This window comes from Streptomyces sp. GL_148 (assembly GCF_057834205.1).
This window is the reverse complement of the sequence record NZ_CM174396.1, coordinates 6,188,195-6,202,895: the sequence shown is the minus strand read 5'-3', so window position 1 is coordinate 6,202,895 and position 14,701 is coordinate 6,188,195. Positions and strand designations below refer to the sequence as shown.

Sequence of the window (14,701 nt, the reverse complement as noted above, 5' to 3'; positions counted from 1 at the left end):
CGGTCTCCGGTCGTACGCGAAAGCCCCCCGCACTCCGAGGAGTGCGGGGGGCTTTTCACGTGGTGCCTGCGGGGCAGCTTCGCGTACTAGCCCTGCCAGCTGCGCGGGCCGCGGAAGCCGGGGGTGCGCTCCAGGCGGCGCCAGCCGGCCTGGGAGCGGGCGGCGGCGGCCGAGGTCTCCTCGGGGACGGCCGCGGCGCGGGCGAGCAGGATCGCGGTGATCGCGGCCAGCTCCTCGGGCTCGGCGTTGCCCTTCTCGACCTTCAGCAGGGTGCTCGTGGCGTTGCTCATCGGTGGCAGTTCTCCTTCGGCTTCGACGTCTACTGGGGCGGGTTGCCGTGCTTGCGCGACGGCAGGTCCGCGTGCTTGTTGCGGAGCATCGCGAGGGCGGCGACGAGGACCTCGCGGGTTTCCGCGGGGTCGATGACGTCGTCGACGAGGCCTCGCTCGGCCGCGTAGTAGGGGTGCATCAGCTCGGCCTTGTACTCCTTGACCATGCGCGCGCGCATCGCCTCGGGGTCTTCGGCGTCCGCGATCTGCTTGCGGAAGATGACGTTGGCGGCGCCCTCGGCGCCCATCACCGCGATCTCGTTGGTGGGCCACGCGTAGGTCAGGTCGGCGCCGATGGACTGGGAGTCCATGACGATGTACGCGCCGCCGTAGGCCTTGCGCAGGATCAGCGAGATCCGCGGGACGGTGGCGTTGCAGTACGCGTACAGCAGCTTGGCGCCGTGGCGGATGATGCCGCCGTGCTCCTGGTCGACGCCCGGCAGGAAGCCGGGGACGTCCAGGAGGGTGATGATCGGGATGTTGAAGGCGTCGCAGAGCTGGACGAAGCGCGCGGCCTTCTCGGAGGCGTGGATGTCCAGGACGCCGGCGAGGTGGCCGGGCTGGTTGGCGACGATTCCGACGACCTGTCCGTCCATCCGCGCCAGCGCGCAGATGATGTTGCGGGCCCAGCGCTCGTGGATCTCCAGGACGTCGCCCTCGTCGACGAGCTCCTCGATGACCTTGAGCATGTCGTACGGGCGGTTGCCGTCGGCGGGCACGAGGTCGAGCAGGACGTCGGAGCGGCGGTCGGCCGGGTCGCTGGTCTCGTGGACCGGGGGGTTCTCGCGGTTGTTGGAGGGCAGCATCGTGATGAGGTAGCGGACCTCGGAGATGCAGGTCTCCTCGTCGTCGTACGCGAAGTGCGCGACACCCGAAGTCTCGGCGTGCACGTCGGCTCCGCCGAGGCCGTTCTGGGTGATCTCCTCACCGGTCACCGCACGGACCACGTCCGGGCCGGTGATGAACATCTGCGAGGTCTCGCGGACCATGAACACGAAGTCCGTCAGCGCCGGGGAGTAGGCCGCACCGCCGGCGCAGGGGCCCAGCATCACCGAGATCTGCGGGATGACGCCCGAGGCCTTGGTGTTGCGCTGGAAGATGCCGCCGTAGCCGGCCAGCGCCGAGACGCCCTCCTGGATGCGGGCACCCGCGCCGTCGTTCAGGGAGACCAGCGGGGCACCGGCCGCGATGGCCATGTCCATGATCTTGTGGATCTTCGTCGCGTGGGCCTCGCCCAGCGCGCCGCCGAAGATCCGGAAGTCGTGCGCGTAGACGAAGACCGTACGGCCCTCGACCGTGCCCCAGCCGGTGATGACACCGTCGGTGTAGGGCTTCTTGGTCTCCAGGCCGAACCCGGTCGCCCGGTGGCGACGCAGCTGCTCGACCTCCTTGAAGGAACCTTCGTCGAGCAGCAACGCGATCCGCTCACGGGCGGTGAGCTTGCCCTTGGCATGCTGCGCTTCGGTCGCCCGGTCACTCGGTCCGCGCCGCGCCTGCTCGCGCAGGTCGTGCAGCTCGGCCACGCGCCCGCGGGCGTCCGTCGGCTCGCTCGGAATCTGGTCCACAACGGTCATGTAATGACCTTACGAAGCCGGACCGGAAAACCCTCCGTCGAATCCACACAGTGTCGGGTGTCTTCCGCTGTCCGTCCCGGACAGAACCACCGTGGGTGCAGCGGGGCCCACCAGGCAGGACCTTGGTCCTTTGTTGGTTTCTGACAAAACTCCCGCCAAGCCGTCATCAAGACACGGCCAAGTCACTCGCAAGAAGTACAGAGGTTGAAATTTGAACGGAATGGGTCTAGCGTCGTTGTTGTTGAAAGTTCAACGAGTGCCGGACATCGGTCGGCACCCCCCACAAAGGAGCAGTCATGGGTCTCTTCACCCGCCGCACGCAGGACACCGCCACCACCACGACCGCCGTCGCCACCCTCGACGTGGACCCGGCCCTCGCCGCGCTCACCGGTGACTACGTCATCGACGCCTCCCACAGCAGCATCGGCTTCACCGTCCGCCACGCGATGGTCACCAACGTGCGCGGCGCCTTCGCCGACCACGAGGGCACCCTGCACCTGGACGGCGCCGACCCGTCCCGCTCCACCGCCTCCATCGACGTGAAGATCGCCTCCATCGACACCGGCATCGGCGACCGCGACGGCCACCTGCGCTCGGGCGACTTCTTCGACGCCGAGACCTTCCCGCTGATGACCTTCCGCTCCACCGAGGCGCAGCAGCTCGGCGGCGACACGTACCGCATCACCGGCGAGCTGACCATCAAGGACGTCACGCGCCCGCTCTCCATCGACCTGGAGTTCGGCGGCGCGGCGACCGACGTCTACGGCAACGAGCGCGTCGGGTTCGAGGGCTCGGCCGAGATCCTGCGCTCCGACTGGGGCCTGACCTGGAACGCGGCGCTGGAGACCGGCGGCGTGATGGTCAGCGACAAGGTGAAGCTGACCTTCGACATCTCGGCGATCAAGCAGGCGTGACCCCGCGTGCGACCCCAGGTGTGACCCCGGCCGGGGGTGGGGCCGGGGGCGGCTAGAAGTCGCCCCCGCCGAACCCGCCTCCGCCGTCGAAGCCGCCTCCGCCGCCGAAGTCCCCGCCGCCGAAGTCGGACGGGTTGAAGTCGGCCCCGGAGACGTCGCCCCCGTCGAAGCCTCCGCCGTCGAATCCGTTGCCGCCGCCGAAGTCGGAGGCGTAGCCCGGACTGGACATCATCGAACCGAGCATCGTGCCCATGAGCAGGCCGGGCAGGATGCCGCCGCCGAAGTAGCCGCCGGCCCAGGGACCGTACGCCGGGCCGGCGTCGTAGTAGGGGCGCGGACCGTGCTCGGTGTCGACGGTGCGGACCGCCGGGTCCTGGCCGTCGCGCAGCCGGACGGCATCCGCCGCGCAGACCGGGACCGTACGGGCGGCTCCGCCCGCCGGGGCCCAGGCGGCGTCCTCGGTGCTCGGCCCGTGGCGCGGGTCGAAGAAGCAGGGGGCACGGCGCTCGGGCAGCGGCCGGCCCTGCCGGCGCGCGTCGAGGCGGGCCAGCGCGAACCGGCCGTCCTCCAGCGCCTGCGTGACGCCCTTGACCTCTTCGGGGTGCTGCACGGAGGCCATGATCTGCTTGGCCTTCTCGTACGAGTCGAGGCCCTGCTCGTAGTCCGCGCGCATGGCGTCGTCGGCGCCGGGCTCACCGGGATGGAAGTCGAGGCGCTCCAGCTCTTCGCCGAAGGCCGTGATGTCCTCGTCGACGACCACGCTCAGCCGGGCGATGGATTCACGCCGGAGCTCTTCCTTCTTCTTGCGGTTGCGCTTGACCAGCGCGTACGCCCCGCCACCGCCGACTGCGGCCACCACGCCGAGCCCGATCAGGGCGCCCACCGGGGCGCCGGCGTCGGTGCTCGCGGTGCCCCAGGAGGCCGGGGCCTTGCCCTTGGCCTGGGCGAGGGCCTGGTCCACGAAGTTGTTGAGCTCGGTGCCCGCGTCGGCCGGGCCGCCCGCCTTGACGGCGTCGACCAGGTTGCGGACCGCGTTGCCGGGCATGACGGCCCGGTCGGCCCCGGCGTTGAAGCCGTCCCCGAGCCGGATCGCGTAGAGCCCGGTGATGCCGGTCTCGGTACGGACCGTCTTGAGCACGCTGGCTGCGGGGAACTCGGCGGTGGCCGGCAGTACGGCCACGAACACCGGTTTCCCGGCATCCTTGATCTTCTTCGCGAGCGCGTCCGCCTGCGCGGGCGGCAGCTGCGCCTCGGCGCGGGGGTCCACGTAGACCGGGCCCTTCTTGAGGGCCTCGGCCACGGTGGTGGTCCCGTCGGCGGCCGACGCCCCCGGGGCGACCAGTAGCGCGGTGGCGGACAGCGCCAGCAGCAGAGCGGCCAGCAGCGATCCAAAAGGTACGGATATAAGCCTGGTCCTCATATCCATGACGCTACCCGAATGGGTGCAATCCTGTGTGAGCAGGGCATAAGGGCCCAGCGGCCCGCCGCCTCACCCCGCCGGAGCGCGGTGAGACGGCGTCGGCCGGCTACTCCGCCGGCTCCACGCCCGCGTGGAGGAGGCCGTAGGTGAAGGCGTCTTCCAGGGCCTGCCAGGAGGCTGCGATGACGTTCGGGGCGACGCCGACCGTGTTCCACTCCCGCGCGCCGTCCGTCGTGGTGACCAGGACCCGGGTCGTGGACGACGTGCCGTGTGCGCCCTCCAGGATGCGGACCTTGTAGTCGATCAGCTCGAACTTGGCGAGCTGGGGGTAGAAGCGCTCCAGGGCGACCCGCAGCGCGCGGTCCAGCGCGTTGACCGGGCCGTTGCCCTCCGCCGTCGCGACGATCCGCTCGCCCTTGGCCCACAGCTTCACCGTGGCCTCGTTGGCGTGCGTGCCGTCGGGGCGGTCCTCGACGATGGCCCGCCAGGACTCGATGCGGAAGTACTTGCGCGCCCGGCCCTCGGCCTCGGCGCGCAGCAGCAGCTCGAAGGAGGCGTCGGCGGCCTCGTACGTGTAGCCCTGGAGCTCCCGCTCCTTGACCCGCTCCACCACCCGGGAGACCAGCGCGCGGTCCCCGCCGAGGTCGACGCCGAGCTCCTTGCCCTTGAGCTCGATGGAGGCCCGGCCGGCCATGTCGGAGACGAGCATCCGCATGGTGTTGCCGACCCGCACGGGGTCGATGTGCTGGTACAGGTCCGGGTCGACCTTGATGGCCGAGGCGTGCAGGCCCGCCTTGTGCGCGAAGGCGGAGACGCCGACGTAGGGCTGGTGCGTGGAGGGGGTGAGGTTGACGACCTCGGCGATGGCGTGCGAGATCCGGGTCATCTCGGCCAGGGCGCCCTCCGGGAGGACCGTCCGGCCGTACTTGATCTCCAGCGCGGCGACGACCGGGAAGAGGTTGGCGTTGCCGACGCGCTCGCCGTAGCCGTTCGCGGTGCACTGCACGTGCGTGGCGCCGGCGTCCACGGCGGCCAGCGTGTTGGCGACGGCGCAGCCGGTGTCGTCCTGGGTGTGGATGCCCAGGCGGGCGCCGGTGTCGGCCAGTACGGTCGCCACGGTCGCGGTGATCTGCGCGGGCAGCATGCCGCCGTTGGTGTCGCAGAGGACCACGACGTCGGCGCCGGCCTCGTGCGCGGCGCGTACGACGGACTTCGCGTACTCGGCGTTGGCCCGGTAGCCGTCGAAGAAGTGCTCGCAGTCGACGAAGACCCGGCGGCCCTGGGAGACGAGGTGGGCGACGGTGTCGCGGACCATCTCCAGGTTCTCGTCGAGGGTGGTGCGCAGCGCCAGCTCGACGTGCCGGTCGTGGGACTTGGCGACCAGGGTGATCACCGGGGCGCCGGATTCCAGCAGGGCGCGGACCTGCGGGTCGGTGGCGGCCGAGCCGCCCGCCCTGCGGGTCGCGCCGAAGGCGACGAGCTGGGCGTGCTTGAAGTCGATCTCCGCGCGGGCACGGGAGAAGAACTCCGTGTCGCGGGGGTTGGCGCCGGGCCAGCCGCCCTCGATGAACCCCACCCCGAAGTCGTCCAGGTGCCGGGCGATCGTCAGCTTGTCCGCGACCGTGAGGTTGATGCCCTCACGCTGGGCACCGTCGCGCAGGGTCGTGTCGAAGACGTGGAAGCCGTCGTCGGGGCCCGAAGCCGGCGCAGTCGGCTCGGTCGCCTCTGTCGTCGTCATGCTGATCTGACTCCTGTCGGATGGGTGGTTCCGGATGCCCGCCCTCGGGCAGGCCGACGCCACTGCCCCCATCATCGCGCGCTGCCCGATCCCGGCATGTTCGTGGCCGGAAAACGAAAAAACCTCTCGCGGGTGCGAGAGGTCTGCGCGCGGGTCTGGGGCACGGTGGCCGCCTCCGCGAAGTTCTTCCGCGGCTCAGCGGCCACTGGGGACCGGCGCGCTGCTGTCCATAATCATGAGCTGAGCAGGCACGTCGGCAGTCTGCCATACCGCATGCCGCCCATGGACGGGGATCTCAGCATGCGGGCAGGCCCCCGTCCGGCCCGGTGCGGCCGGCTCCGTTGCCGGGGCTCCGCCGCGGACCCCGCGCCTCAAACACCGGCGGAGCTGGAATCACCGTGCAGGGTCAGCGCCTCGGTGAGGAACTCGCTGACGTGGTCGAGGATGTCGCCCCGCCCTATCCCGGGCAGGCCGACCGCGACCTGGATGCTGAACCCGTCGAGCAGGGCCCGCAGCCGGGCCGCGAAACGGTCCGGGTCGACCGGGCGGAACTCTCCGCGCGAGATGCCCTCGGCGAGCAGGGCCACCAGGTCGCGGTGCCAGGCGCCCTCGATGGCCGCCTGGCGGTCCCGCTCCCCCGGTCCCGCGTTCTGCGAGCGGTTCCAGACCTCCAGCCACAGCGTCCAGTGCGGATCCCGGGCGCCCTCGGGCACGTACAGGTCCACGTACGCCTGCAGGCGTTCCAGGGTCGGGCCGCGGCGGGACAGCAGGGCGCGGCGCCGGGTGCCGAGCGCCGCCTCGCTCCACTCCAGGGTCTGCAGCAGGAGCTCGTCCTTGGTGCGGAAGTAGTAGAGGAGGTGGCCGCTGCTCATGCCGACCTGGCGGCCCAGGCCGGCCATGGTCAGGCCGTCGAGACCGCGTTCGGCGATGGTGGCCATGGCGGCGACCAGTACGTCCTCGCGCGGCGGCGCGTTCTTGCGCGCGGCACGTACCTCACCGGCCACCATGACCCACTCCTCGTCCCGGCCGCCCTTTCGGGGTCAGACCTTCGGCTGCTGCTGGGTGATGCAGTGGATACCGCCACCCCCGGCGAAAATCGTACGTGCGTCGACGAGCGTCACGGTCCGCTCGGGGAAGAGACCACGGAAGATCTCGGCCGCCTCCTCGTCCCGCGGGTCGTCGAAGGCGCACAGGACCACGCCGCCGTTGCACAGGTAGTGGTTGATGTAGGAGTAGTCGACCCACTCCCCGTCCTCTTCCAGCACGGTCGGCGCCGGGATCTCCACGACCTCCAGCTGCCGCCCCTGCGCGTCGGTGGACGCGCGCAGGATGGCGGCGATGGTCTTGCCGCGCTCGTGGTCCGGGTGGGCCGGGTCGGGCTGGCTGTGGACCATGACCACGCCGGGCCGGGCGAAGGCGGCGACGATGTCCACGTGGCCCTGGGTGCCGTAGGTACCGTAGTCGCCGGCCAGGCCGTACGGGAGCCAGATCGCCTTGGTGGTGCCCAGGTGGGCGTGGATCTCGGCCTCGACCTGCTCCCGGGTCCAGTCGGGGTTGCGGCCCTTGCCGAGCTGCACGGTGTCGGTGAGGAGCACGGTGCCCTCGCCGTCCACGTGGATGGCGCCGCCCTCGTTGACCAGTGCGGTGCTGTAGGTGCGGGTCCCGACGATGCCGGAGATCTCCCGGGCGATCTTCGAGTCGTGGTCCCAGCGGGCCCAGTCCTGGGCGCCCCAGCCGTTGAAGGTCCAGTCGACGGCGGCCAGCTCGCCGGCGTCGTTGGTGACGAAGGTCGGGCCGATGTCGCGCATCCAGGCGTCGTCGAGCTCGCGCTCGACCAGGTCGATGTCATCGCCGATGACGGCGCGGGCGTTCTCCGCGTCACCGGGCGAGACGACGAGGGTCACCGGCTCGTACGAGCGCACCGCGCGGGCCACGGCGCCCCATGCCTCGCGGGCTTCGGCGAGCTCCTGCTCGTTGGTGAAGGTGGGGTTGGGGCTGGGCCAGGCCATCCAGGTGCGCTCGTGGGGCATCCACTCGGCGGGCATCCGGAATCCGGCGTTCACGGGCGTGGTGTCGGTCATGGCAGGGAGGTCCTTACAAGCTCTGCTGACTTGGAGACTGTGCTGTTTTAAAGGAAGTACAGGCGGTTGAGGGAGACCGATTCGGCGGCTTCGGAGCGCAGCGGTTCCCCGTCGAGGGAGACGAGTCCGCTGCGCGCGTCCACATCGACCGCGCCCACCCGGGAGTTGAGGAGCAGGTTCCCGGGGCCGATGCCCCGGGTGCCGCGGACGGCGACGCGGCGCCTGCGCGTCGGCATCTCGTCGCTGCCCAGCGCCGCCGCGGCGGCCGAGACGAAGGCGACGGAGATGTCGGCCGCGGTGGCCCCGTACGAGCCGAACTGCGGGCCGAGGACCAGCGGTTCGCAGGTGTCGGTGGCGGCGTTGGGGTCGCCGGTGACCCCGTAGGCCGGGAAGCCGGACTTGAGGACCAGCTGCGGCTTGGCGCCGAAGAACTGGGGGCGCCACAGCACGATGTCGGCGAGCTTGCCGACCTCGATGGAGCCGATCTCGTGGGCCAGGCCGTGGGCGATGGCCGGGTTGATGGTCAGCTTGGCCATGTAGCGCAGGACGCGGGCGTTGTCGTCGCCCTCACCGTCCCCGGCCAGCGGGCCGAGCTCGCCCTTCATCTTGGCGGCCATGGCGAAGGTGCGCCGGATGGTCTCGCCCGCACGGCCCATGCCCTGGGCGTCGGAGGAGGTGATGCCGATCGCGCCGAGGTCGTGCAGGACGTCCTCGGCCCCCATCGTGCCCGCGCGGATCCGGTCGCGGGCCATGGCGGCGTCGCCGGGGAGGTCCGGCTTGAGGTCGTGGACGGAGACGATCATCCCGTAGTGCTCGGCGACCGCGTCCCGGCCGAAGGGCAGGGTCGGGTTGGTGGAGGAGCCGATGACGTTCGGCACGCCCGCCATCTTCAGGACGTTGGGGACGTGGCCGCCGCCGCAGCCTTCGATGTGGAAGGCGTGGATGGTCCGGCCGTCGAGCACCCGCAGGGTGTCCTCGACGGACAGGCACTCGTTGAGGCCGTCGCTGTGCAGGGCGACCTGGACGTCGTACTCCTCGGCGACCCGCAGGGCGGTGTCCAGGGCGCGGGTGTGCGCGCCCATGTCCTCGTGGACCTTGAAGCCCGAGGCGCCGCCCTCGGCGAGGGCTTCGATCAGCGGAGCCGGATCCGAGGAGGAACCCCGGGCCAGGAAGCCGATGTTGACGGGCCAGGCGTCGAAGGCGTTGAAGGCGTGCTTCAGCGCCCACGGGGAGTTGACCCCGACGCCCCAGACCGGGCCGAACTCCTGGCCGATGATCGTGGTGACGCCCGCGGCGAGCGAGGCCTCCATGATGCGCGGGGAGAGCAGGTGCACGTGGGTGTCCACGGCGCCGGCGGTGGCGATCATGCCTTCGCCGGAGACGATGCTGGTGCCCGTGCCGACCACGACGTCGACCCCGTCGAGGGTGTCGGGGTTGCCGGCCCGGCCGATCGCGTGGATCCGCCCCTCGCGGATGCCGATGGAGACCTTGCGGATGCCGAGGACGGCGTCGATGACCAGCACGTTGCTGATCACCACGTCGCAGGTGTCGCGGACGGCGGCGGCCTTCAGGTGCAGTCCGTCGCGGGCCGTCTTGCCGAAGCCGGCCAGGAACTCGTCCCCGGGCTTCTGGGAGTCGGACTCCACCCGGACGGTCAGCCCGGAGTCGCCGAGCCGGACCCGGTCCCCGGCCCGGGGGCCGAAGACGGAGGCGTACTCGTGCGGGTCGATGTGCCGGCTGCCGGGTGCGCAGTGGTCGCTGTGCCTGGTCTGCTTGCTCACGCCTGGTCTCCGTCCGTGGCATCGGTTCCGAGGTAGCCGCAGGCGGCTGCGCGGCGCAGGGCTTCGGCCTTGGCACCCGGGGCGTCCAGCGGTCCGTCGACCAGACCCGCGAAGCCGATCGCGACACGGTCCCCGCCGATGGGGACGAGGCCGACCTCGCCCTCGCCGTGCGGGTCGAACCGTACGGACGAGCCCGCCGGCACGCACAGGCGCATGCCGTAGGCCGCCGCGCGGTCGAAGTCGAGGCGCGGGTTGGCCTCGAAGAAGTGGAAGTGGGAGGTGACGCTCACCGGCACCGCGGCGGTGTTGCGCACGTGCAGGTGGACGGCCGGTTCCGGCTGGGGCGCTCCGGGGCCGGGTACGACCGCGCCCGGGGCGTCCTCGCCCAGGCCGACGGCGCCCCGGATCGGGGACGAGACCACTGCGAGACGGGATCCGTCGTCGAAGACGGCCTCCACGTGCACCTCGGTGACCACGTCGCTGACGCCGGGCAGCACGTCGGCGGGGCCCAGCACGGAGCGGGCCTCCTCGATGGCTTCCGCCAGCCGCTTGCCGTCACGCGCGGCCTCGCAGACCGTGTCCGCGATGAGCGCGGTGGCCTCCGGGACGTTGAGTTTGAGTCCGCGGGCCCGTCGGGCCCTGGCCAGTTCCGCAGCGCTGCGGAGAAGCAGCCGGTCGCGCTCCGTAGGGGTCAGCCGCACGCCGATCCACCACCCTTTGAGTCGATGGGTTAGAGCATCACTCTAACTCTTCATTTCCTTGCAATGAAGCATTGACCTGAGACCAGGGCTTAGGTCACATTGAGTGTCGCTCAAACAGTGCATTGCCACCCCCCGCCCTGCCAAGGGAGTCCCCCCATGCCCATCGAACAGCGCGGAGTCGACACCATCCCGGAGGAGGAACGGACCAGCGGTCCCCGTGACCTGATCTCGATCCTCCTCGGCTCCAATCTCTGCCTCGGAGTGATCGTCTTCGGCTGGCTGCCCCCGTCCTTCGGACTGGGTCTGTGGCCGTCGGTCACCGCCATCGTGACCGGCACCCTCGTCGGCATCGCCTTCACCGCGCCGCTGGCGCTCGTCTCCCTGCGTACGGGGACCAACCTCTCCACCTCCAGCGGCGCCCAGTTCGGCGTCCGCGGCCGGCTCGTCGGTTCGGTGGTCGGCCTGCTGCTCTCCCTCGGCTACACCGCGCTGACCCTGTGGATAGGCGGCGACGTGATGGTCGGCGCCCTGTCCCGGCTCACCGGGCTCCCGGACACCGGCGCCTCCCGGGCCGTGATGTACGGCGTACTCGCCGCCTGTACGGTCGTCGGGGCCGTCTTCGGCTACCGGCTGCTGCTGCGCATGAGCAAGGTGCTCTCCATCGGCATGGTGGTCCTGCTGGCCGTCGGCGTCTTCGCCTACGCCCCCGATTTCACCGCCGCCGCCCCGCCGGACACCGAGTACCTCCTCGGCACCTTCTGGGCCACCTGGCTGCTCGCCGCCGTCGCCGCCGGACTCAGCGGACCCGTCGCCTTCATCACCCTGCTCGGCGACTACACCCGCTACATGTCCCCCCGTCGGCACAGCTCCCGCAAGGTGTTCTGGGCCACCGGTCTCGGCCTGCTGCTCGGCCTCCTGATCCCGCAGCTCTTCGGCACGTACACCGCGCTGGCGGCCCGCGCCGGAGCCGAGTACGCCGGCCCGCTGGTCGAGGCCGCGCCGTTCTGGTACCTGGTCCCGCTGCTCGCCGCCGCGGCGGCCGGCTCGGTCGGCAACGCCGGGCTGATGCTCTACTCCATGGGCCTCGACCTCGACGCCATCGTCCCCAAGGCCACCCGCACCACGGCCACCGTGATCGCCGCGGCGGTGGCCACCGCGTTCGTCTTCTTCGGCTCGTTCTCCTGGGACGTGCAGTCGGCGATGACCTCGTTCGTCCTGCTGCTGACCGCGATCGGCACCCCGTGGGCCGTGATCACCCTCATCGGTTATGTCCGCTGTCGCGGGCAGTACGACGCCGACGCCCTCCAGGTGTTCAACCGTCGCGCCAAGGGCGGCGTCTACTGGTTCAACAACGGCTGGAACGTCCCGGCAACCCTCTCCTGGGCCGTCGGCGCGGGCGTCGGCCTGCTCGCCGTGACGACCCCGTTCTACGAGGGCCCGCTGCTGGCCCTGACCGGCGGCGTGGACTGCTCCTTCGTCCTCTCCGGCCTGACGGGCGGCCTGGTCTACGCGGCCCTGACCGCCCGCACGGCCCCCGCCCCGGCGCCCGCCGAAGCCGCCGAGGAGCCGGTGGCCGCGTAGGAACCACCCCGTACGTACGAAGGCCCGCGCTCCCCTGACCACAGGGGGGCGCGGGCCTTCGTACGTACGGGGCCTGCGGGCTCTAGCCCAGCGGGTGCATCCAGCCGTGGGTGTCGGCCCTGTGGCCGGTCTGGAGGTCCAGGAGGGCCTTGCGGAGCTTCATGGTGACCTCGCCGGGCTCGCCGTCGCCCTGGGTCCAGTTGGCGCGCTCCGACTTGACGGAGCCGACCGGGGTGATCACGGCGGCGGTGCCGCAGGCGAAGACCTCGGTCAGGGTGCCGTTCTCGTTGTCGCGCTTCCAGTCCTCGGTGGTGATGCGGCCCTCCTCGGCGGTGTAGCCGAGGTCGCGGGCGATGGTGAGGAGGGAGTCGCGGGTGATGCCGGGAAGGAGCGAGCCGGTGAGCTCGGGCGTGACGATCCGCTGTGTTCCATCCTCCTGGCCGTACACGAAGTACAGGTTCATCCCGCCCATCTCCTCGATCCAGCGGTGCTCGACGGCGTCGAGCCAGACCACCTGGTCGCAGCCGTGCTCGGCGGCCTGGGCCTGCGCGACGAGCGAGGCGGCGTAGTTGCCGCCGGTCTTGGCCGCGCCGGTGCCGCCCTTGACGGCGCGCACGTACTCCTCGGAGAGCCAGACGGAGACGGGCTTGACGCCACCGGGGAAGTACGCGCCGGCGGGCGAGGCGATGACGATGAAGAGGAACTCGTTGGCCGGGCGGACGCCGAGGCCGACCTCGGAGGCGAACATGAAGGGCCGCAGGTACAGGGAGGCCTCGCCGGAGTCCGGCACCCAGGCGCGGTCCTGCTGGATCAGCGCGTCGCAGGCGGCGATGAACAGGTCGGTCGGCAGCTCCGGCATGGCCATCCGGCGGGCGGAGGTCTGGAAGCGCTCGGCGTTGGCCTGCGGCCGGAAGGTGGCGACGGTGCCGTCGGGCTGCTTGTAGGCCTTGAGCCCCTCGAAGATGGTCTGCGCGTAGTGCAGGGTCATGTTCGCGGGGTCCATCGACAGCGGCGCGTACGGGACCAGCTCCGCGTCGTGCCAGCCGCGGCCCTCGGTCCACTTGATCGTGACCATGTGGTCGGTGAAGTGGCGGCCGAAGCCGGGGCTCACCAGGATCGCGTCGCGCTCCGCGGCGGACAGGGGGGTCGAGGAGGGCTTCAGCTCGATCGTGGGCGTCGTCATGAGTGCTTGTCCTTCACCGGTTTTGTAGGGCGGACCGCGCTCACGGCGTACTAGGACGTCCGAGCTTCCCCGTATTCCGCGGCCTCGCGTTCGATTATCGCGCGGGAGGACGCTTCGGTGAAACGGGGTGAATGCGGCCCAGGAGAGATGGTGACACCCGGGGCCGCACAGGAAAAGCCGCCGGGTGCGATGGTCGCGACCCGGCGGCTTCCTGGAGGTGGGGCTACCGGGTCAGCCGGCTACTCGAGCGGCGAGGGCGTCGCCGATCGCGTCGGTGGACCGGAAGGTGCCGTCGCGCTCGGCCAGATCGGCGGAGACCGCGTCCTCGATGCGGGCGGCCTGGGCCTCGTAGCCGAGGTGGCGCAGCAGGAGGGCGACCGAGAGGATCGTCGCGGTCGGGTCGGCCTTGCCGGTGCCGGCGATGTCCGGGGCAGAGCCGTGGACGGGCTCGAACATGGACGGGAAGGCGCCGGTCGGGTTGATGTTGCCCGAGGCGGCCAGGCCGATTCCGCCGGTCACGGCGGCGGCCAGGTCGGTGAGGATGTCACCGAAGAGGTTGTCCGTGACGATGACGTCGAAGCGGTCGGGCTGGGTGACGAAGAAGATCGTCGCGGCGTCGACGTGCAGGTAGTCGGTCGTGACCTCGGGGTACTCCTGGCCGACCTTGTCGAAGATGTTCTTCCACAGGTGACCGGCGTAGACGAGGACGTTGTTCTTGTGGACCAGGGTCAGCTTCTTGCGCGGGCGGCCGTTGGCACGCTCGTACGCGTCACGGACCACGCGCTCGACGCCGTAGGCCGTGTTGAGGCTGACCTCGGTGGCCACCTCGGCCGGGGTGCCGGTGCGCAGGCTGCCGCCGTTGCCGGTGTACGGGCCTTCGGTGCCCTCGCGGACCACGACGAAGTCGATCTCCGGACGGCCGGCGAGCGGGGTGGCCGTGTTGGGGAAGAGCTTCGACGGGCGCAGGTTGATGAAGTGGTCGAAGGCGAAGCGGAGCTTCAGCAGCAGACCGCGCTCCAGGACGCCCGACGGGACCGAGGGGTCGCCGATGGCGCCCAGCAGGATCGCGTCGTGGTGCTTGAGGGCCTCGAGCTCCGCGTCCGGGAGGGTTTCACCGGTGCGGTGCCAGCGCTGGGCGCCGAGGTCGTACTCCTTGGTCTCCAGCTTCACATCCTGGGGCAGGACCGCGGTAAGGACCTTGAGGCCCTGAGCCACGACTTCCTGGCCGATGCCATCACCGGGGATCACTGCGAGATTGATGCTGGTCGACATGGTGGAACCGTACTCCTTGTCCCATCCCTTAGACATATTGCGTCCACGATGTGGACGCAATATGTACGGGCCGGGAGCGCTCAGCGGCAGGTCAGGGGCCCGGCGTGCGAAGGCGCCGGCGGCCCGA

Annotated in this window: 12 protein-coding genes; 2 read left to right on the top strand and 10 right to left on the bottom strand. The window is 70.8% G+C overall.

All coding sequences use genetic code 11. The annotated features are described in order from the left end of the window. Window positions 1–86 precede the first annotated feature (86 nt). Complete coding sequence (locus AC3IYI_RS28495; RefSeq protein ID WP_489406392.1) at window positions 87–290, bottom strand: acyl-CoA carboxylase subunit epsilon; 204 nt, start codon at window positions 288–290, stop codon at window positions 87–89. Between the two features lie 29 nt (window positions 291–319). Then, a complete protein-coding gene (locus tag AC3IYI_RS28490) occupies window positions 320–1,903 on the bottom strand; it encodes an acyl-CoA carboxylase subunit beta (protein ID WP_489406391.1) in 1,584 nt (527 codons plus the stop codon). Window positions 1,904–2,199: 296 nt separating this feature from the next. On the opposite strand from AC3IYI_RS28490, the gene AC3IYI_RS28485 reads away from it, so the two are divergent. Next, window positions 2,200–2,817 (top strand): YceI family protein, encoded by a 618-nt coding sequence (locus AC3IYI_RS28485; protein ID WP_489406390.1) that lies wholly within the window; start codon window positions 2,200–2,202, stop codon window positions 2,815–2,817. Window positions 2,818–2,869: 52 nt separating this feature from the next. Here AC3IYI_RS28485 and AC3IYI_RS28480 read toward each other — a convergent pair whose 3' ends face one another. The 6 genes from AC3IYI_RS28480 to ureA form a co-directional block, all read right to left on the bottom strand. Further along, a complete protein-coding gene (locus tag AC3IYI_RS28480; protein ID WP_489406389.1) occupies window positions 2,870–4,237 on the bottom strand; it encodes a hypothetical protein in 1,368 nt (455 codons plus the stop codon). Between the two features lie 106 nt (window positions 4,238–4,343). Next, on the bottom strand, window positions 4,344–5,975 hold the full coding sequence (cimA, locus tag AC3IYI_RS28475; RefSeq protein WP_489406388.1) for a citramalate synthase: 1,632 nt from the start codon (window positions 5,973–5,975) through the stop codon (window positions 4,344–4,346). A gap of 371 nt (window positions 5,976–6,346) precedes the next feature. Continuing rightward, window positions 6,347–6,982 carry a TetR/AcrR family transcriptional regulator gene (locus tag AC3IYI_RS28470; protein ID WP_489406387.1) on the bottom strand — a complete coding sequence of 212 codons (636 nt, stop codon included), beginning with the start codon at window positions 6,980–6,982 and terminating at the stop codon, window positions 6,347–6,349. 33 nt (window positions 6,983–7,015) lie between these two features. Then, window positions 7,016–8,056: an agmatine deiminase family protein gene (locus AC3IYI_RS28465; RefSeq protein WP_489406386.1), complete on the bottom strand. Its 1,041-nt coding sequence runs from the start codon at window positions 8,054–8,056 to the stop codon at window positions 7,016–7,018. A 47-nt stretch (window positions 8,057–8,103) separates the two neighbouring features. Next, window positions 8,104–9,837 (bottom strand): urease subunit alpha, encoded by a 1,734-nt coding sequence (locus AC3IYI_RS28460; RefSeq protein WP_243337776.1) that lies wholly within the window; start codon window positions 9,835–9,837, stop codon window positions 8,104–8,106. Beyond that, window positions 9,834–10,538, bottom strand: a complete 705-nt coding sequence (gene ureA, locus AC3IYI_RS28455) for an urease subunit gamma (RefSeq protein WP_489406385.1) — start codon at window positions 10,536–10,538, stop codon at window positions 9,834–9,836. Before ureA ends, AC3IYI_RS28460 begins: the two co-directional genes overlap by 4 nt. Window positions 10,539–10,694: 156 nt before the next feature. Here ureA and AC3IYI_RS28450 point away from each other — a divergent pair, with 156 nt between their 5' ends. Beyond that, window positions 10,695–12,119: a cytosine permease gene (locus tag AC3IYI_RS28450; RefSeq protein WP_489406384.1), complete on the top strand. Its 1,425-nt coding sequence runs from the start codon at window positions 10,695–10,697 to the stop codon at window positions 12,117–12,119. A gap of 82 nt (window positions 12,120–12,201) precedes the next feature. Here the strand turns inward: AC3IYI_RS28450 and AC3IYI_RS28445 are convergent, their stop codons facing one another. Together AC3IYI_RS28445 and AC3IYI_RS28440 are read right to left on the bottom strand one after the other, a co-directional pair. Further along, entirely contained in the window at window positions 12,202–13,302 is a 1,101-nt protein-coding gene (locus AC3IYI_RS28445) for a branched-chain amino acid aminotransferase (RefSeq protein ID WP_489406383.1), read from the bottom strand. 231 nt (window positions 13,303–13,533) lie between these two features. Next, a complete protein-coding gene (locus tag AC3IYI_RS28440; protein ID WP_243337785.1) occupies window positions 13,534–14,574 on the bottom strand; it encodes a 3-isopropylmalate dehydrogenase in 1,041 nt (346 codons plus the stop codon). Window positions 14,575–14,701 lie beyond the last annotated feature (127 nt).

Excerpts from the sequence above, each read along its gene's own strand:
- AC3IYI_RS28495 (WP_489406392.1), bottom strand. The coding sequence starts at position 290 with ATGAGCAACGCCACGAGCACCCTGCTGAAGGTCGAGAAGGGCAACGCC.
- AC3IYI_RS28490 (WP_489406391.1), bottom strand. The coding sequence starts at position 1,903 with ATGACCGTTGTGGACCAGATTCCGAGCGAGCCGACGGACGCCCGCGGG.
- AC3IYI_RS28485 (WP_489406390.1), top strand. The coding sequence starts at position 2,200 with ATGGGTCTCTTCACCCGCCGCACGCAGGACACCGCCACCACCACGACC.
- AC3IYI_RS28480 (WP_489406389.1), bottom strand. The coding sequence starts at position 4,237 with ATGAGGACCAGGCTTATATCCGTACCTTTTGGATCGCTGCTGGCCGCT.
- cimA (WP_489406388.1), bottom strand. The coding sequence starts at position 5,975 with ATGACGACGACAGAGGCGACCGAGCCGACTGCGCCGGCTTCGGGCCCC.
- AC3IYI_RS28470 (WP_489406387.1), bottom strand. The coding sequence starts at position 6,982 with ATGGTGGCCGGTGAGGTACGTGCCGCGCGCAAGAACGCGCCGCCGCGC.
- AC3IYI_RS28465 (WP_489406386.1), bottom strand. The coding sequence starts at position 8,056 with ATGACCGACACCACGCCCGTGAACGCCGGATTCCGGATGCCCGCCGAG.
- AC3IYI_RS28450 (WP_489406384.1), top strand. The coding sequence starts at position 10,695 with ATGCCCATCGAACAGCGCGGAGTCGACACCATCCCGGAGGAGGAACGG.
- AC3IYI_RS28445 (WP_489406383.1), bottom strand. The coding sequence starts at position 13,302 with ATGACGACGCCCACGATCGAGCTGAAGCCCTCCTCGACCCCCCTGTCC.
- AC3IYI_RS28440 (WP_243337785.1), bottom strand. The coding sequence starts at position 14,574 with ATGTCGACCAGCATCAATCTCGCAGTGATCCCCGGTGATGGCATCGGC.